Source organism: Serratia microhaemolytica (genome assembly GCF_004011885.1).
Lineage (GTDB): Bacteria > Pseudomonadota > Gammaproteobacteria > Enterobacterales > Enterobacteriaceae > Serratia_G > Serratia_G microhaemolytica.
The window spans coordinates 15,250-33,946 of record NZ_SBEF01000022.1; the positions used below are offsets into that span (position 1 = coordinate 15,250).

An 18,697-nucleotide genomic window follows, 5' to 3' on the forward strand; every position below is an offset into this window, starting at 1 on the left:
GTTCCCGATGCTTATTCCATAACACGAATAGTGACGTAGGGGCGTTCTGCCGGTTCACCGATAAAACTGGTCCAACCTAATAGGCTGTTCTCTCGCTGCCCTAGCACCATTCCGCCAACTTGCTTTGCTGCCAAACCCAGGCGTAGATCCCAGGCAAACTGATCACGCATGGTAAAGGCAACAAACATCACCAGTGGTGCATAGTTGGCACCGTTAGGTAAAAATGATAAAAATTGCTCGCGTGTCAGATTGTCAAGGCAGAGCAAAAACTTTCCACTGCAATCATCAACCCGTTCGCCAAGCGTGAAATTAACGCCTAACACCGATTTTTTTTGGTATCTTTTGCCCCGCAAACGAACTCTGCTGCCCAAACGGTTTTGCTGTTCGGGAATAATTTTCACTCTGCGGTACTGCCAATTGTGCAGTGAGACTTCAGATAGGTTGAAGCAGTGTGAAATAAGACTGCAGATCACTTCTGGCGAGCGTCCTGGGCTGGCCAGTAAACCCGCATAGGCCAACATTTTGCCATGATTGATCTGCAGGTTTTTACGTACTACCTCGCTGCCTAAACCTACTAAGGCATACATCCGTTGCGAAAAGGCATCATTGCCGCCATGTTCGAAACAGATGTAGTAACGGTATTTGCGCCAAATCTGATGCAACAACACCAGTAATCGGTGGTTAAATACATTAAGAAAATCAGTTAACCGGTCTTCATTTTGTGCCTCTTCCCAGGCTAACGAGTCCAAGTAGTAACCTGGCAATGGTGACTGGCTACCATGCAGGCCAAGAAAAGAGACTTCCAGTTCAAATTGTTCACGCTCGGAAACTTTTACCCCAATCACATCGCGCGTGGGGAAGGCCAAGCTTGCACTCGATTTAAAGCGAATTGTTTCTTCAGACGGAACTGTGGCATTGGTAATGCTCTGCCGCTTGTGCGCCATTTTATTAAGCAGTTCAACTAATTGATAAAAGCTGAACCGCGAAATATCCAGCATCTGCTGCTTCGGCGCACCTGTAACGCGCCTTACATCAACGCATGTTGTCCTGTCTGTACCGGCCATTCGTAACATTCCTGATTATCAAGATTAACAACTTTGAGTAGATGAAATGCATTCACACTGGCGTATAGAGAAAAGAAGTGCGCCAATACGGTGCTGAACAGATACAATTCACCTTCAGAGCTGAAGGCGCTCTGCTCCAACCAAAGCGTGGTTTGTAGCCCCCTGACGGGTAGACCACGGAATAACCTGTCAATTGGCTTAGTTTCAACACGCTGAATGGCATCCAGTCTTCTTTGCGAGGCACGCGCCGACTGCCGGTTATAAATACTGGGAAAGTCGTAGGTATGAATAATCTGCTTTAATGCATCTTTATCCAGCAATGACATGTAGTTCAATGACATGTTTGAAAGCAGCGACCAATGCAGTGTACCGTCCAATACCGGATAGAGTGGTACTGAAGGCCGAGTGATATTGCTAAATGTGGCAAATGCCGGGCTCTCTGAAGTGGGGTGACTGATGTCGCCAACACTCAATGACAGTGGTAACTCTCGGTTAGTACAGGTTAAAGAGACAGAAACATTCTCTTCGGTCAGTGCCACTTTTGATTCATCACTGCGAACAAATGAGAGATAGTGCTCAAATCCTTTGCGAAACAGTGAGTTTTTTACCCGCAGGCGATAATAGAGCGTTGGTTCCTCTTGTGCCTGTTCAATCTGGTGATGAAAGCTTTCAAACGCCGGGTAGGATCTGACCTCCCCTCGCCCACGTCCGAGTATGCTCTTTTTCTTGGTTTGCGGTTCCTCATCTTCGTCATCAAGCCAACTGATAACACGATCAACCGAGAAAATATCATAGCGATAAGGGAACTGATAACTGGCAGAGAGTGGATACTCAGTGCGTGTACCATCTACGACAATCGCTTCGCTATCATGCTGGAACAGATTGACGGCGGGTGTACAGTTTAGCCTTAGCGTGGTTGAGCGTATTTTTACCTCTGAGGGTAACGGCTGAGAAAAATATAGACGCAGCGAGAACTCACTGGTATTTAACTCGGCAGGTAGGTCGCCAATACCGGTGACATCAAAAAACAGGAAGCCTTCCTGAAAACAGAAATACTCCTGCAAAATACGGTAGCCGACATACGCGTTTTTCGGATAAGGCAGCAGCGCATCGTCACGCTCAAAGCCGACAGGAACAAAGTCAAATTCCGGCATTGGGATCGTGATGTCGTTAACAATCAGTTCAGCCTGCTCAAAATAGTGACAGATCCAGAAGTAGAGCTGGGTACTGGTGTAACTGTCTTCACCCAGGTAAAAGCGCAGTTTGCCAAGCTGTAATTCAGACAGGTTCAATTGCGCTTTGGCGCGAAAGTCAACGGTCAGTATCCCCTGTTTGTTGCTGTTGTTTACCGAAATGTCACGGATAACCATGGGAAACAGCCAGAGATCACGACACAAGGTAAAGGTACATTGTGGATCAACGTAATTCTTGTCATCTTTGTACTCCTCACGCTCTTTCGGGCGGATAAGCGGAATACTTTTTACCTCAACGCCGCGTTTTACCAGCGTCGCCTCGGTGATCACACTGTCATTAACGGTATATTCGATCACGGTCATGCTGGGAACGGGGCGCAGGTAGTTTGGCCATAGCATATTCAGCAGGCCATGCGTCAGTTCCGGGAAGTGATCATCTATCTTTTCGCGCAGATTGCCAGTCAGAAAAGCAAATCCCTCCAACAGACGTTCAACATCCGGATCAGAACCCTTCTCTGATAAAAAAGAAATTAGATGTGGCCGTTCGCTTGCTGCATCACGCCCCAATTGTCGGAGGTAATCCAGTTCATCCCGGAAATACTTTTCAAATGACATTATGCTTCCTGGTTAAGATAGTAACGGCGGTTGTTATCCAAGTGAATATTGAACTCAACCAACTCCCCTTCATCGCCAAAATTGATGTAGGCATTGATACGAAAACCAAGTAACAGTGGATCATCATTATCTAATATCGATTCCACCGTAACGTCAGCAACTCGAGGTTCATACTCTTCAATGCAGAGCTTGATCGCCTCTTCAATACTTTTCCTGAAGTCGGTCGTCGTGGCCGTTGCATCGTTGAAATCGGTTACCCCTAAATCCACCGTCGATTCACAAGCACCGGGGCGAGTATTGAGTACCTTATTTAGATGTCGTTTAACCGAAATCAACAACTCCTGCACTCGGCTATCAGGAGAGGAGCGTCGCTCCTTCTCCTGAATGCGCTCAAACAGGCTGGCAGAACTCCCTCTTCTCCAGGTGAGAAGTGCAGCCATCTCTGTTATTCCTTATCTAAACGACCAACCAATGACAATTCAAAACTCGCACCCATGTACTTAAAGTGCGGACGTACTTGCATTGCCACTTGATACCAGCCTGGATCTCCTTCTACATCCAATACCTGGATCTGTGCTGAGCGTAGAGGACGACGACTACGTACATCTGTTGGTGGGTTTTCCTGGTCAGCAATGTACTGCTTGAGCCAGTTATTCAGTTCACGCTCAAGATCTTGACGCTCTTTCCATGAACCAATCTGCTCACGTTGCAACACTTTAATGTAGTGAGCCAAGCGGTTGATGATGAACATGTATGGCAATTGAGTACCCAACTTGTAGTTGGTTTCTGCCATTTTGCCTTCACGAGTATTCGGGAATATTTTCGGTTTCTGTACTGAGTTTGCTGAGAAGAACGCCGCATTATCACTACCTTTACGCATGGTTAAGGTAATAAAGCCTTCTTCTGCCAGCTCAAACTCACGCCGGTCAGTGATCAGGATCTCCGTTGGAATTTTGGCCTGCACTTCACCCATCGCTTCATACAGGTGTACTGGCAGATCGTGAATTGCCCCACCGCTTTGTGGGCCGATAATGTTCGGACACCAGCGATACTTGGCAAAACTGTCAGTTAAGCAGGAAGCCAGCAAGAATGCTGTATTACCCCAGAGGTAATGCTCGTGGTTTTTACTGACATCTTCAAAGTAGTTGAAGTTTTTGATCGGGTTCTCAACGGCAGAATATGGCAAGCGCAGCAGGAAACGCGGTGTGGTCAGGCCGAGATAGCGGGAGTCTTCAGACTCACGCAGCGAACGCCACTTGGTATGTACTGGCCCTTCAAATACTGATTTCAAATCTTTGATTGCAGGTAATTCAGTGAAACTACTGATACCAAAGAAGTCCGGTGCAACGCTGGACAGGAATGGAGCGTGTGCCATAGCACCAACAGCGCTGACATACTGCAGTAACTTCATGTCTGGCGAAGTGTTGCTGAACGCGTAATTACCGATAATCGCTGCCGTTGGTTCACCACCAAACTGACCGTAGCCAGAGGAGTAGACATGCTTGTAGAAGCCGGACTGGACGATCTCTGGTGAAAATTCAAAATCTTCCAGCAACTCTTCTTTGGTCGCATGCATGATGTTGATTTTGATATTTTCACGGAAGTCGGTACGATCAACCAGTAACTTCAGTGAACGCCAAGAAGACTCAATTTCACGAAACTCAGGCGCATGAAGGATGGCATCCATCTGAACACTGAGCTTCTTATCCAACTCATTGATCATACGATCAACCAGTAGCTTGTTAATCGGTTCTTCATTCGTACCGGTATCGAGGATGCTAGCGATAAAAGCAGCAACCCCTTGCTTGGCTACGTCATAACCATCATTACCCGGCATCATCCGTGTCTGTGACATAATTTCGTCGAGTAAGAAAGTCGTACTCGCAGCACTGGCAGGTGCCTCTAAAACGGCATTTTCTTCATGTGAGGACATACGTGAAATTCCCTATTAAGCACTTAATTATTTTTGATTAATAATGTCGAGTTCTTTTAACAACTGCTCGCGCATCTCTTCATTGCTGAGTAGATCCTGCAAGCGGGCGCGGAATGCCGGGATATTACCAAGAGGTCCTTTCAGAGCGACCAATGCTTCGCGCAGCTCCAGCAGTTTTTTGAGCTCTGGCACCTTTTTCGCCACATTATCAGGTGAGAAATCATCTAAAGAATTAATTGCTAATGAAACTGGCATATCATTTTGCCCATCTCCTTCGAGATGATTTGGCACACTGAAGGTTAAGCCAATATTAGCTTCCTTCATTACTGAGTTGAAATTATTCTTATTAATAGAAACAACCTGGCGCTCCTCGATTGGGGTATCTTCCCGAGTCCCTTTCATGTCACCCACTACCAGTAAATTCAGGGGTAACTCGATTTCAGCAACCTGGTCTCCGGTGTTAGGAACATACTTGATATTTATCCTTTCCTTGGGAGCAACACTGCTTTGATTGTTTTTACTCATAACTCTTCCTTATTAGTAATTATAAGGGATATTAGCTAGATGCTATTATTTAACATATAACTAATACCGACCGTAAACCACGCACAGACACCATTCACGCAGCCGTAAAATCAACAGTAGCGAATGCCATCTACATATTAAATAAACGCCCGATCCAGATTGAACATCCTGACTGACACGAGACCAACATCCATTTCAACCTACCTCCATTATGATGGACTTCCTGTGATGATTTACCTTTCGTTGATGATACGCTTCAACGAGGTAATATAAAGAAAGCGGCCAACCAACGCCTCAATTTAAGTGAGACAGGCGACAACCAGATCGAGTCAAATTCATCACACGCATTATTTATCATCTTCGATAGAAAAGTCCATCCTCATTTTGTTGACAAGATCAGGAACGACGACTAAGAGAATGGATAGCTAAAAAATTCCAGCGATCACAAAAATTATTTTTAATGAAAAAATTTTATTTTTAAAAACAACAAATTGCAAATTATTAAAATTAACAGGCACAGTAACGCGATTTGTTAACCCCATTTACGCAACAAAAAACCAGCATAAAAAACTCATAACGCAATAAATATAGTTTTTTATTCTGATAATGCTAACATGCGCAGCGGTAAACCGCAACTATAGCTTGCACTTAGCAAAAAGTTACTTATAGTAACACTCGCAAGTAAGGTGCTAGGGCTGTTACATTCTGCGTTCAGCGATTTTGAGTAGCAGACAATGACGCTCTATTGGTTTAAAACAAACTATCAAGGAAATTTAATATGCCAACTCCAGCGTATATCTCTATTACTGGAAAAACTCAGGGTAATATCACCGCCGGCGCTTTCACTGCCGAGTCGGTTGGTAATATCTTTGTACAGGGTCATGAAGACCAAATGTTGGTACAGGAATTTGATCACGTCGTGACTGTACCTACTGACCCACAATCAGGTCAGCCTTCTGGTCAACGTGCGCACAAGCCATTCCGCTTCACCGTGGCTTACAACAAAGCGGTTCCGCTGCTGTATAACGCATTAGCTTCTGGCGAAATGCTGCCAACAGTTGAACTGAAGTGGTACCGTACATCGGTTGAAGGTAAGCAAGAGCACTTCTTTACTACCAAATTAGAAGATGCAACTATTATCGATATCGACTGCAAAATGCCACACTGCCAAGACCCAACCAAAGCAGAATTCACCCAGTTAGTTCGTGTTTCTCTGGCATATCGTAAGATCACCTGGGAACATACTACTGCCGGTACTTCTGGCTCTGACGACTGGCGTGCTCCGATCGAAGCTTAATAGGCTAAGATCAGCACAACTTCAACAGCCAACCTTCGGGTTGGCTGTTTTATTTGCACTTAAGTATTCACCAGTGATAATTTCCCGCTAACCACTGAGCTGCTCGAGGGTTTGTAAAATACGTTTCTCTGAGATCGGATAAGGGGTACCCAGTTGTTGCGCAAACAAACTGACACGCAACTCTTCAATCATCCAGCGTACTGCTTTGATCTCCTCATGCTGTTGACGTTTCTCTGGCAATTTATTTAGCCACTGTTGCCAGGCTGTTTGTACCTGTTCGACTCGTAGCAATTGTGCTCGGTCACGATGCGGATCAAGCGCCAACTTCTCCAGCCGCCGCTCAATCGCCTGCAAATAGCGTAAGGTATCTGCCAGACGTGCCCAGCCATTGTTGGTAACAAAGCCACGATAAACCAATCCAGAAAGTTGCGTTTTAATATCCGCCAGTGCCAGAGCCAGCGCGATATCAACGCGTCCCTTTAAATATTTGTTGATAGCAAATACTTTGCTGAGGATCTGCTCAACCAATTGGGCAATCTCAACTACCGTTTGATTTAACTCAGCACGCACATACGCTTGTAAGCGGTTAAATTGTGCCTCTTGCCACACCAATCCTCCCTGTTCCGCAATTAACTTATCGACACCACAAGCGATACAGTCATCGATCAGCTCCAGCACCTTGCCATAAGGGTTAAAGTAGAGTCCCAACTTCGCCTTGTTGGGCAGTTTTTCATGCAAATATTTAATCGGTGAAGGGATATTCAGTAACAGCAAACGGCGCACCCCCTGCCACATCGCATGCTGTTGATCCTGCTCATTATCAAATAGCTTGATAGCAACGCTCTGTTGCTGATCAACCAATGCTGGAAAGGCTTTGAGTGCATAACCACCACGCTGTTGCTGATAGGATGTTGGTAAATCACCAAAACTCCAGATGTGCAAATCACTCTGTTCTAAGCCATCGTCGACAACCGCAGACAGTGTTTGCTGCACCTGCTGCTTGAGTTGCAACTGTAGTGAAATCAGGTTTTTGCCTTCTGCTAGAGTGCGGTTTTTCTCACCCAGTACCCGAAAAGTGATTTTTAGGTGATCGGGTATCTGTTCCCACTGCCAACTCTCTCGTGGCACCGTTACACCGGTCATCCGGCGTAATTCACGCTCCAAGGCATCCAGCAGTGGCAACTGCAATGGTGTCACTCGGGCTAGGAAAGCTTCAGCATAATTGGGCGCTGGGACAAAATTGCGCCGTAACGGCTTTGGCAATGATTTGATTAAAGCGATCACCAGTTCACGTCGTAGCCCTGGGATCTGCCACTCAAAACCAACCGGATCCACCTGATTGAGGATCGCAAGCGGAATGTGTACTGTCACACCATCAGCATCAGTGCCGAGTTCGAACTGATAGCTAAGCCGCAATTTCAGGTTCTGCTGTTGCCAATAATTGGGGTAATCCAAGGCGCTAATCTTCTCAGCCCCCTGTCTGATTAGCATCGCTTTTTCGAAATTGAGCAGATCAGGCTGCTCCTTGGCTGTTTGTTGCCACCAACGATCAAAATGGCGGCCAGAGATAACGTCATTGGGAATACGCTGTTCGTAGAAGGCAAACAGGGTTTCATCATCAACTAAAATGTCGCGTCGGCGCGATTTATGCTCAAGCTCTTCTACCTCGGTGCGCAACTTTTGGTTGGCGCTGAAGAAGGCATGGCGTGTCTGCCAGTCGCCTTCGACCAGTGCGTGGCGAATAAAAAGCTCACGGCACAGTACAGGATCTTGAGTGCTGTAGTTGATCAACCGGGCGTTAACGATCGTCAACCCAAACAAAGTGACTTTCTCATTCGCCATCACAGCCTGTTGCGACTTAGACCAGTGCGGTTCACTGTGGTGATATTTCACCAAGTGCCCGGCCAACGGCTCGATCCACTCGGGTTCAATACGTGCGGCGACACGTCCCCATAGACGGCTGGTTTCAACCAGTTCAGCGACCATCACCCATTTCGGTGGTTTTTTAAACAGACCTGACCCAGGGAACAGCGCAAAGCGTGCATTACGCGCTCCGCTATACTCCTGCTTATCAACATCCTTCTGGCCAATATGTGACAATAATCCAGTCAACAGCGCAGTATGAATACTGCGATAGTCAGAAGCTTCACTGTTAACCGGTATGCCCAACTCTTTCACCACTTGACGTAGCTGAGTGTAAATATCCTGCCATTCACGCACGCGCAGATAGTTGAGATAATCACTGCGGCATAAACGACGAAACTGGCTGGCACTGTGCAATTTCTGCTGCTGTTGCAGAAACTCCCACAAATTAACCAACGTGATAAAGTCAGACTCTTTATCAAGAAAACGGCGATGTTTCTCATCTGCCGCCTGCTGTTTTTCCAACGGACGTTCACGTGGATCTTGGATTGATAAAGCGGCAGCGATGATCATCACCTCGCGCACGCTACCACTGCTTTGCGCAGCAAGCACCATGCGTGCCAAGCGTGGGTCGATCGGCAGTTGTGCCAGTTGCCGCCCGAGTGGTGTCAACTGATAGTGACCATTTTGCTCGCTGGTAATTGCGGCCAGTTCCTCCAGCAGTCGGACACCATCCTGTATATGGCGTCGATCGGGTGCCTCGACAAATGGAAAAGCAGCAATATCCCCCAACCCCAACGCAGTCATCTGCAAAATGACTGACGCCAGGTTAGTGCGCAATATTTCAGGATCGGTAAAAGCGGGACGCGAGAGAAAATCCTGTTCTGAGTAGAGCCGAATACAGATCCCTTCCGCAACACGACCGCAACGCCCCTTACGCTGGTTAGCGGATGCCTGCGAAATAGGTTCGATAGGTAACCTTTGTACTTTGGTACGAAAACTGTAGCGACTGATCCGCGCCATACCAGGATCGATAACATATTTAATGCCCGGCACCGTCAATGAGGTTTCAGCAACGTTGGTTGCCAGCACGATCCGACGCCCGGTATGTGGCTGAAAAACACGGTTCTGTTCGCTGTTAGAGAGGCGTGCGTAGAGTGGCAAGATTTCGGTATGTGGCAGATCCAGTTTGCTTAACCCCTCAGCGGTATCACGGATTTCACGTTCACCACTCATAAAAATTAGAATATCGCCAGGCCCTTCCTGGCTCAATTCATCTACCGCATCAAAAATCGCCTGTAGTTGATCACGATCGCCATCGGCGCTCTCCTCCACCCGTGGACGATAGCGCACCTCAACCGGATAAGTGCGCCCAGAAACTTCAATAATTGGTGCCTGGTGAAAATGACGGGAAAAACGCTGTGGATCGATGGTGGCTGAGGTAATAATCACTTTCAGATCAGGTCGAGTTGGCAGCAATTCACGCAAATAACCCAGAATAAAATCGATATTTAGACTGCGCTCGTGTGCTTCGTCAATAATCAGCGTGTCGTACTGCAACAGTTGTCGATCTTGCTGGATCTCTGCTAACAAAATACCGTCAGTCATCAACTTGACCAGCGTGTGTTCGCCTACCTGGTCATTAAAGCGCACTTTATAACCGACACTATCGCCCAGTGCTGTCTGCAACTCATCAGCGACACGGTTAGCAACCGTGCGTGCTGCTAGGCGTCGAGGTTGGGTATGACCAATCATTCCTCTGATACCCCGCCCTAACTCCAGGCAGATTTTTGGTAACTGGGTTGTTTTGCCTGAACCGGTTTCCCCCGCAACAATCACCACTTGATGGTCACGTATCGCTGCCAAGATCTCGGCCTTTTTCTGGCTAACCGGTAAATTCTCTGGATAACTGATTGCTGGGCGATTGGCGAGGCGAGCTGATACTTTTTGCCGACAGAAAGTGAGATCCTGTTCGATTTCAAGGGCAATCGCTTGCTGTTTCTGGCTGTTTTTCACTTTGCCAGCCCCCTGCAAGCGACGCCGTAAACGCGCAGCATCACGCAACATGACGTCATCTAATTGCAATGACAGTGGTGCGAGCGGAGATTTCACGTTAACCATTCCTCGTTTGTGACTGATTTTGTACTGATTAGAGAGTCGTAAAGATATCACAACCAGCAGCGTACCCCCTAGCCCTCAACGCAACATCATGTTCACTGCTTGATGCGTGACAGGCCAATCGGGATTATCCTCATTGTTGGAGTTAACCACTAAGATTACACAAGCTTTCAGATAATTATCGTGAAAAAAGTCAATTTGTCGCGTCAAGAAAGAGGCAAATTTGAAGGTTATAGCTATGCTCTAATAGTCAGAAAACCACCTAGGTTACCCATGCAACAGCATGAGTACTGTTTAACCTACAGATTGCATCGTAAGCAAAATTGAGGCGTATCACTGGCACTCCTGCTGCTGTTCACACACGACTCCCGGCAAAGGCGCTAGGCGCAATACGGTGGGTTAACTCAAACAGCTTGATGCAGATCTCCTGTATTAACAATGAGTCACTTAATTAGCACAGTAAAGGGAAACTATGACGAGCTCATCAACCAACAAATTGTCTCTCTGGTCCCTCTCCGCATTAGTGGTGGGTTCCATGATTGGTGCCGGGATATTTTCTCTACCGGCCACCTTTGGGCGGGCAACCGGTGGCTTTGGTGCCCTGATTGCCTGGTGTATTGCTGGCGGCGGGATGCTGATGTTAGCGTTTGTCTTCCAGACCTTAGCGCAGCGTAAACCCGAACTTGATTCAGGTGTGTTTATCTATGCCAAAGAGGGGTTCGGTGACTACCTTGGCTTTATTGCCGCACTCGGCTTCTGGGCAGGAAGCTGCATTGGTAACGTCTCCTACTTCGTGTTGATCAAATCAACCTTGGGCGCTTTTTTCCCGGTCTTTGGTGATGGCAACACACTATCAGCGGTGCTTCTTGCTTCAGCGCTGCTCTGGGGATTCCATCTGTTGATCCTGCGTGGTGTCAAAGGCGCCGCCAGTATCAATACTATTGCCACCGTCGCCAAAATCCTGCCAATCCTGCTGTTTATCATCGTGTTGGTGTTTGCATTCAACCGGGATATCTTCATGCTCAATTTCTGGGGAGCACCAGAGTCGGCTTCAGCCCATATTGCTGACCTAACCCAGCTTGATAACTATCGTCTTGATAACTACGGCTATGTTGGACATGCTGCGACAGCCATTGCGGCTAGCGGTGAACCTGAATCGTTATTTAGCCAGGTGCGTAGCACCATGCTAGTCACGGTATTTGTCTTCCTTGGGATTGAAGGTGCTAGCGTCTACTCCCGTTATGCTAAAGAACGCAAACATGTCGGTATCGCGACTGTACTTGGTTTTATCGGCGTGCTCTGCCTGATGGTGCTGATCACCATGCTCTCCTACGGCGTGCTGCTGCGCCCTGATCTTGCCGCACTGCGCCAACCTTCAATGGCAGGTGTGTTAGAAGCGATAGTTGGGCGTTGGGGGGCGATCTTCATCAGCCTAGGCTTACTGATCTCGGTGTTGGGTGCGTATCTCTCCTGGTCACTGCTGGCGGCCGAAGTGCTGTTTGCTGCGGGGAAAAATCACAGCGTGCCAAAAGTGTTTGGTGCTGAAAACCACAATGCGGTGCCCTCTTCGGCAGTCTGGCTGACCAACCTCACCATCCAACTGTTTCTGATCCTGACCATGTTCAGCCAATACGCCTTCCAGTTAGCGTTAGAGCTGACCAGCTCATTAACCTTAATTCCCTACCTGTTGGTTGCCGCCTATGGGCTGAAATTAGCCTGGAGTGGTGAAAGCTATCAACCTAACGAGGTCGGGCAGAAGAAAGAACTCATCATCGCGTTGATCGCCACACTCTATTCCCTGTTGATGATCTATGCCGGCGGCATGAAATATTTGCTGCTGTCAGCGGTGATCTACGGCCCAGGCACCTTGCTGTTTATTCTCGCCCGACGTGAACAAGGGGCGAATAGAGTATTTACCCCTGCGGAATTGGGGCTATTTGTTCTGATTATCGTTGCCGCCATTGTTGCTATCTACAGCATAGCGACCGGCATTATCACTATCTGATCGAGGCAATTTATATGACAACCAAGAAAAAAAAGCAGGCTAAATTTGGTGTACATTCAGAAGTGGGCAAATTGCATAAAGTGATGGTCTGCGCCCCCGGCAAAGCACACAATCGGCTCACCCCGAGCAACTGTGATGCCTTGTTATTTGATGATGTGCTGTGGGTAGAACGTGCTAAACGCGACCATTTTGACTTTATGACCAAAATGCGTGAACACGGTGTCGATGTGGTGGAAATGCACAATTTGCTCACTGAGACGCTGGCCCTGCCAGAGGCCAGAAAATGGATCCTAGATCAGCAAATTGTGCCGAATGAAGTTTCGCTTGGCATCCTGAATGAAACGCGCAGTTTTCTGGATAGCCTACCGCCGCGCACCTTGGCTGAAGTGCTGATCGGTGGGCTATCCACCACTGATTTGGCTAAAGAGGGCTATGCCGATCATGAAGAACTGAAACTGATCCGTGAAGCTGTCGGCATTACTGAATATCTGTTACCACCACTCCCAAACACACTCTATACCCGCGATACCACTTGCTGGATTTACGGTGGTGTGACACTCAACCCACTCTACTGGCCAGCACGCCACGAAGAGACGGTGCTGACCACCGCTATCTACAAATTCCATCCCGATTTTGGTGCTGATCATGTCCGTGTCTGGTGGGGAGATCCTACCGTGCATCACGGTAGCGCAACACTTGAGGGTGGCGATGTGATGCCAATTGGCAACAAAACGGTATTGATTGGTATGAGTGAGCGCACCTCACACCAAGCCATTACCCAGTTAGCTGCCGCACTGTTTGCTGACAAACACTCGGGTGTGGAGCGAGTGATGATCGCCGCCATGCCAAAACTGCGTGCTGCAATGCACTTAGATACTGTCTTCACCTTCTGTGATCGCGATGTGGTCACGCTCTACCCTGCAATTGTTAACCAGATCAAAACATTCTCGTTGCGCCCAGACGATGGCCCCACTGGAATGAAACTAAGCCGTGACAAAGGCACTTTTGTTGAGGCGGTAGCGGGTGCATTGAACCTGAAAAAACTGCGTGTGGTAGAAACTGAAGGCAACGATTACGACACTGAGCGCCAGCAGTGGGACAGTGGTAACAATATGGTTGCACTGTCGCCGGGCGTGGTGATGGCTTACGATCGCAATACCAAAACCAATACTCAGCTACGCAAAGAGGGCATAGAAGTTATTGAAATAGTTGGTAGTGAGCTAGGTCGTGGGCGAGGTGGTGGCCACTGTATGACCTGTCCGATCATCCGTGACGCGATCGACTACTAAGCGACCAAACTGCAACCTTTCCTCCTCTGCAAGCGCAGAACACGTTTTACCCCTTGGCTGCTCAATGGAACTGAGCAGCGCCGTCTCGCTCAACCATCACACCAAAATGCAACAATCATGCGACAAATTTTTATCCTGCCTCTTGTTCTGATGTCATGAATGCGCTAGGTTGTTTATTCTTGTATATACAACCATGCAAAGGCTGAGAAACAATGAGCATAGCGATCCAGTGCGACAGTCTGTGGCAAGGTGCAGACATTGTCACCATGCAGGGCGGCAAGTACCAGATCATCCATGACGGGGCAATTGCAGTACAGCAAGGCAAGATAATCTGGCTAGGGCCGCGCAATGAGCTACCCAGCATTAACGCACACCAAGTGACCACTTTTTCCGCTGGCATCATTACTCCTGGCTTAATCGACTGCCATACTCACTTGGTGTTTGGCGGAGATCGTAGCCATGAATTTGAACAACGACTCAATGGAGTCAGCTACGCCGAAATTGCCGCACAGGGTGGCGGCATTCTCTCTACCGTCAATGCCACGCGCAATACACCAGAGCTACAGCTACAGCAGCAGGCGATGGCTCGGCTACATCCCCTTTTAGCCGAAGGGGTTACTTGCATAGAGATAAAGTCGGGCTACGGTTTAGATCTCGAGAGTGAATTAAAGATGCTGCGTGTGGCACGCCAACTTGCCGAGTTAGCCGCAGTAGAAGTAAAAACCACCTGTCTGGCAGCCCATGCGCTGCCACCGGAATATCACGGCCGCAGTGATGATTATATCGATCTGGTGGTTAACCAGATTATTCCAGCCGTCGCCAGCGCCGGACTGGCCGATGCAGTTGATGCCTTCTGTGAACACCTTGCTTTTTCACCCGTGCAGGTTGAGCGCGTTTTCAACGCTGCACAACAAGCACAACTGCCGGTCAAACTGCACGCAGAACAACTCTCGGCTCTCGGTGGCAGCAGCTTGGCTGCACGCTATCGGGCACTCAGTGCCGATCATCTGGAGTATGTCAACGAAAAGGATGTCATCGCTATGGCCTCTGCCGGCACCGTTGCCGTACTCTTGCCCGGTGCTTATTACCTGTTACGTGAAACACAATGCCCACCCATCGAGCTATTTCGTCAACATGGTGTACCGATCGCGATCGCCAGTGATGCCAATCCAGGCACCTCGCCAGCACTCTCATTGCGCTTAATGCTCAACATGGCCTGCACCCTGTTCCGCCTGACACCAGAAGAAGCGCTGGCCGGTGTCACATACCATGCGGCAACCGCTTTAGGGATCCAACAGACACAGGGGTCACTGCAAGTGGGCAAACTGGCCAACTTTGTACACTGGCCACTGGAGCGACCCGCACAGTTAGCTTATTGGTTGGGCGGTCAACTGCCCTGTAGCGTCATTTTCCGAGGAGCACTACGCCGATGATTATCACTGATCCATTTCAATTCCGGCCAGGCACACTGCCACTGTTAATCAGCATTCCTCATGCGGGTACCCAATTAACCCCAGCGGTTGAAAAAGGCCTAACTGAAGCTGCGCGTCCATTACCGGATACAGACTGGCACCTACCGTTGCTGTATCAGTTTGCTCAAACACTTGGAGCCAGCATACTGATTGCGAATTACTCAAGACTGGTGATCGACCTTAACCGCCCAGCCGATGATCAACCACTTTACCGCAGTGCCACGACTGGACTATTTCCAGATGTTCTGTTTGACGGTCAGCCTACCTTCCTACCGGATGCTACCCCGTCAGCTGCGGAACGAGCCGACTACCTAGCCGCAATTTGGCACCCTTACCATCAACAGTTGCAACAAGAACTGCAGCGTTTAAAGCAGCAACATGGTTACGCCCTGTTGTTTGATGCTCACTCGATCGCCTCGGTGATCCCACGGCTATTTAGCGGACAACTACCCGATCTGAATCTCGGCACCAATGACGGCAACAGTTGTGCCAGCAGTTTAAGCGATCAACTATTGCTTTGCTGTCAACAACAGCACCAGTTCAGCTACGTACTCAATGGGCGTTTCAAAGGCGGTTATATCACCCGCGCCTATGGCCAACCGGAACAACAACAACATGCAGTGCAACTTGAATTAGCACAACTGAACTATATGTCTGAACGCCCGCCATTCAGTTACTCTCCTGCGCGTGCTGCATTACTGCAACGCCTACTACAGCAGTTACTCGACACCATGCTAACCTGGGGGAAAAACGCTGCGTTCGGTAACATCTCGTAGTCAACAGACGGCCAAGATAGGCGACCAGTAATAATTGCCAAGCCCTTATTGAACAACAGCAAACAACAGCGATAGTGGCGTGCGCATAGGGTGCACGCTAGCGCAAAATATAGTCTATCACCTGCAATATTTACCAATCAGGCTACACTTCTTACACGAGGAAACACCTAGACACTACCGGTGCTCAGCTCTCAGACCGGTAGTTGGAAAACCTATCGTTCAAAATCACATATAGGGACGAATCAATGGCAATTTATTCTCTGATAAACCAACAAAAATGGAAACTATCAGCGATACTGGCACTATTCTCCGCCCAAAACATCAATGCAGCAACAGGCCCAACAGGTTCCTTTGCACCAGGTAGCGGTTTTGTCTGGTCTACGTCAGTGGTAGGAAGTTGGACCGGCACTACCAGCCCCACGTTAGGTTTACCCAGTGCTGATCCCTGGGGGGGAATGATCACGGATAATTTTTTAAGCACTATCAACGTCTGCATGAACCCAGCGCTTTTCGGCACCTCTTCTGATGGTGTATTCAGCGGCTTGGTATTAGCCCCAGACGTGATACTTGGTATGAGCAGTGGCACTATTCAAGGCGAATACTGGGTAAGCAATATAAATAACGGCACCCACGTTACTTATACATCTTCGGGAAGTTGGTCAAGTAACGGTAACTTGGTTACCAGCAGTCTCACAACCACTCCCTGGTGCCTCGGCACCCAGCAGCATTCATTAGGCCCTGGCTACGGGGCTGTACGTACCAGCAGCCACCGTGGCACGATGAGTGGCGTCATGTCACTTTATATCGGCCCACTTGCGCCACTGGGTAATATAAACAGTCCTCGGTTGGGGCATAGTGCTCGGTCTCGCAGCTCTACCCCCCCAGTGACGCAGTTGATACCGGCTTCTCAGTTCACTATCACACTCCCTACTGACTGCACCGTTGGCTTTCAGGATAATAATGTTTCATTTGGTGCAGTGACTCACTTACAGGCAGATAAACAAATACTGGCAACTTACTCCTCACAGTTGACCATCCAGTGCAACACCATCAATGATGGTGGTTCAGGCACTGGACAAACCACACTACAATTAGCATTTAGTGGGAGCCTTGGTCGCAATACTGATACGCTGGCACTTAACAATACCAATGCAGAAACACTGGCAGAGATCCGTGGCATTCTCGCAGCAGAGAGTGGCGATTGCACCACCACACACAACGAACAGATCCTGTTTAATAACCAACCGACTAATATTGCTAATGTGGCAGAAGGGAGTACTGAAATCCCGCTCACCTGGACATTGTGCAGCAATTCACTGCGTCACTATGGCGGTGGCACCGCACAAGCCATAGCAACATTAAGCTGGCCTTAAACATAAAACAATGCATTCAATACGCTGTTTTGTGAACAGACACTCTAGTACATCAAAGAAGAAAGATGTTTATTATCAATAATTTAATGAGATTGGCGGATGGTTTATCTCGTTTTGACTCTGTTTGAACCATCACATCGCCGGTTAATTGACCCACTGGGGCAGAAAACTCGCCCCAGTGTTGGCCATGATTTCATTGCGTCAAGCCGATACGCAGGTTAATTGTATGTACACCGCAGAATATATCCATGCGGTGTCTGTAAATCATCTTGTCGCACGCGTGGCATGCCAACAAATGAATGAACCCAGGCTAACCATAGCGACGCCAAGCCAGAAGTCGATCGTTAATGTGGTGCGTAGCACCAGTGCAGCAAACAGCGCTGATAATACCGGGGTGAAATAGGACACGGTGGCCAACAGCGTCATGTTGCCATGCAGAATGCCGATATTCCATGCAGCATAACCGCCGCCCATCGCTACCCCAACCGCCAGTAACGCCAGAGTGACCGGTAGCGTGAACTGCATCGCGGCGTCCGTACTGAAGGGATAAATCAACCACAGTGCAACTGCGGTGAACAACATAAAGGGTACTGCGCCATTTTGACCTTGGGCAATCCGTTTCGTCACGTTGCAGTACAATGCCCACAACAGCGCGCCGGTGAAAGAGAGACCATAACTGAGAGGGTTGCTGCGAATGTTGGCAATCATCTGTGTTGCAGACCAACTCCCCGTGCCATTCATGATCCAGCCGACACCAAGCAGAGAAATCAGTAGCCCAGGCACCACCCACCAACGTGCTCGCTGCTGGTTGAATAACAGTGCCAGCAGTATGGTAAAACAGGGCCATAGGTAGTTGATCATTCCTAGCTCAATCGCTTGTAGGCGATTGTTGGCATAACCAAGCGAGAGTGACAGGCAGATCTCATACAGCACAAATAGCGCGCCGCCCAGAAGAAGATAACTGATTGGAAAAACTGAGAGTTTTGGCCTTTTCATCACCAGTAGCAGAAACAGTGCGGCGACACTGTAGATCATTGCCGCACCACCCACTGCCCCCAGCCCTTCGCTGACGCTACGGATCAGCCCGACCACACTGCTCCATAGCAGGATCGCCAATAGGCCGAACAGTGTCGCGTTCGCGGTGCGCGGCATCAGTGGCGGCGACCAGTGAGTG

General features: G+C 48.6%; 13 protein-coding genes. 6 read left to right on the forward strand and 7 right to left on the reverse strand.

Annotated features, from left to right (window positions below; translation table 11 throughout):
- Positions 1-11 precede the first annotated feature (11 nt).
- From tssG to tssB, 5 genes are read right to left on the reverse strand one after another with little or no spacing between them, the layout of a single operon-like run.
- The gene (gene tssG, locus EOJ37_RS08785; RefSeq protein ID WP_127959558.1) at positions 12-1,064 is read right to left on the reverse strand and encodes a type VI secretion system baseplate subunit TssG; all 1,053 of its coding nucleotides are present in this window, start codon (positions 1,062-1,064) and stop codon (positions 12-14) included.
- Positions 1,028-2,872, reverse strand: coding sequence for a type VI secretion system baseplate subunit TssF (gene tssF, locus EOJ37_RS08790; protein WP_127959559.1), 1,845 nt, complete (start codon positions 2,870-2,872; stop codon positions 1,028-1,030). Before tssF ends, tssG begins: the two co-directional genes overlap by 37 nt.
- Entirely contained in the window at positions 2,872-3,312 is a 441-nt protein-coding gene (gene tssE / locus EOJ37_RS08795; protein ID WP_127959560.1) for a type VI secretion system baseplate subunit TssE, read from the reverse strand. Before tssE ends, tssF begins: the two co-directional genes overlap by 1 nt.
- A 5-nt stretch (positions 3,313-3,317) precedes the next feature.
- Positions 3,318-4,805 carry a type VI secretion system contractile sheath large subunit gene (tssC, locus tag EOJ37_RS08800; protein WP_127959561.1) on the reverse strand — a complete coding sequence of 496 codons (1,488 nt, stop codon included), beginning with the start codon at positions 4,803-4,805 and terminating at the stop codon, positions 3,318-3,320.
- Positions 4,806-4,832: 27 nt separating this feature from the next.
- Positions 4,833-5,330, reverse strand: coding sequence for a type VI secretion system contractile sheath small subunit (gene tssB / locus EOJ37_RS08805; RefSeq protein WP_127959562.1), 498 nt, complete (start codon positions 5,328-5,330; stop codon positions 4,833-4,835).
- A gap of 778 nt (positions 5,331-6,108) precedes the next feature.
- On the opposite strand from tssB, the gene EOJ37_RS08810 reads away from it, so the two are divergent.
- Positions 6,109-6,627, forward strand: a complete 519-nt coding sequence (locus tag EOJ37_RS08810) for an Hcp family type VI secretion system effector (protein ID WP_127959563.1) — start codon at positions 6,109-6,111, stop codon at positions 6,625-6,627.
- Between the two features lie 87 nt (positions 6,628-6,714).
- Here the strand turns inward: EOJ37_RS08810 and hrpA are convergent, their stop codons facing one another.
- Entirely contained in the window at positions 6,715-10,602 is a 3,888-nt protein-coding gene (hrpA, locus tag EOJ37_RS08815; protein WP_206194039.1) for an ATP-dependent RNA helicase HrpA, read from the reverse strand.
- Between the two features lie 478 nt (positions 10,603-11,080).
- Here hrpA and EOJ37_RS08820 point away from each other — a divergent pair, with 478 nt between their 5' ends.
- The 5 genes from EOJ37_RS08820 to EOJ37_RS08840 all read left to right on the forward strand — a co-directional run bounded on the left by EOJ37_RS08820 (position 11,081) and on the right by EOJ37_RS08840 (position 17,523).
- The gene (locus EOJ37_RS08820) at positions 11,081-12,613 is read left to right on the forward strand and encodes an amino acid permease (RefSeq protein ID WP_127959565.1); all 1,533 of its coding nucleotides are present in this window, start codon (positions 11,081-11,083) and stop codon (positions 12,611-12,613) included.
- Positions 12,614-12,627: 14 nt separating this feature from the next.
- Positions 12,628-13,902, forward strand: a complete 1,275-nt coding sequence (gene arcA / locus EOJ37_RS08825) for an arginine deiminase (RefSeq protein WP_127959566.1) — start codon at positions 12,628-12,630, stop codon at positions 13,900-13,902.
- A gap of 212 nt (positions 13,903-14,114) precedes the next feature.
- Entirely contained in the window at positions 14,115-15,335 is a 1,221-nt protein-coding gene (gene hutI, locus EOJ37_RS08830) for an imidazolonepropionase (RefSeq protein WP_127959567.1), read from the forward strand.
- The gene (hutG, locus tag EOJ37_RS08835) at positions 15,332-16,150 is read left to right on the forward strand and encodes an N-formylglutamate deformylase (RefSeq protein ID WP_127959568.1); all 819 of its coding nucleotides are present in this window, start codon (positions 15,332-15,334) and stop codon (positions 16,148-16,150) included. The genes hutI and hutG overlap by 4 nt, the downstream gene beginning before the upstream one ends.
- 245 nt (positions 16,151-16,395) lie before the next feature.
- Positions 16,396-17,523: a hypothetical protein gene (locus EOJ37_RS08840; RefSeq protein WP_127959569.1), complete on the forward strand. Its 1,128-nt coding sequence runs from the start codon at positions 16,396-16,398 to the stop codon at positions 17,521-17,523.
- Between the two features lie 264 nt (positions 17,524-17,787).
- On the opposite strand, the gene yddG is transcribed toward EOJ37_RS08840, so the two are convergent.
- The gene (yddG, locus tag EOJ37_RS08845; protein ID WP_127959570.1) at positions 17,788-18,675 is read right to left on the reverse strand and encodes an aromatic amino acid DMT transporter YddG; all 888 of its coding nucleotides are present in this window, start codon (positions 18,673-18,675) and stop codon (positions 17,788-17,790) included.
- Positions 18,676-18,697: the final 22 nt, after the last annotated feature.

Coding starts and splice junctions, on each gene's coding strand:
- tssG (WP_127959558.1), bottom strand. CDS start 1,064: ATGGCCGGTACAGACAGGACAACATGCGTTGATGTAAGGCGCGTTACA.
- tssF (WP_127959559.1), bottom strand. CDS start 2,872: ATGTCATTTGAAAAGTATTTCCGGGATGAACTGGATTACCTCCGACAA.
- tssE (WP_127959560.1), bottom strand. CDS start 3,312: ATGGCTGCACTTCTCACCTGGAGAAGAGGGAGTTCTGCCAGCCTGTTT.
- tssC (WP_127959561.1), bottom strand. CDS start 4,805: ATGTCCTCACATGAAGAAAATGCCGTTTTAGAGGCACCTGCCAGTGCT.
- tssB (WP_127959562.1), bottom strand. CDS start 5,330: ATGAGTAAAAACAATCAAAGCAGTGTTGCTCCCAAGGAAAGGATAAAT.
- EOJ37_RS08810 (WP_127959563.1), top strand. CDS start 6,109: ATGCCAACTCCAGCGTATATCTCTATTACTGGAAAAACTCAGGGTAAT.
- EOJ37_RS08820 (WP_127959565.1), top strand. CDS start 11,081: ATGACGAGCTCATCAACCAACAAATTGTCTCTCTGGTCCCTCTCCGCA.
- arcA (WP_127959566.1), top strand. CDS start 12,628: ATGACAACCAAGAAAAAAAAGCAGGCTAAATTTGGTGTACATTCAGAA.
- hutI (WP_127959567.1), top strand. CDS start 14,115: ATGAGCATAGCGATCCAGTGCGACAGTCTGTGGCAAGGTGCAGACATT.
- hutG (WP_127959568.1), top strand. CDS start 15,332: ATGATTATCACTGATCCATTTCAATTCCGGCCAGGCACACTGCCACTG.
- EOJ37_RS08840 (WP_127959569.1), top strand. CDS start 16,396: ATGGCAATTTATTCTCTGATAAACCAACAAAAATGGAAACTATCAGCG.
- yddG (WP_127959570.1), bottom strand. CDS start 18,675: ATGCCGCGCACCGCGAACGCGACACTGTTCGGCCTATTGGCGATCCTG.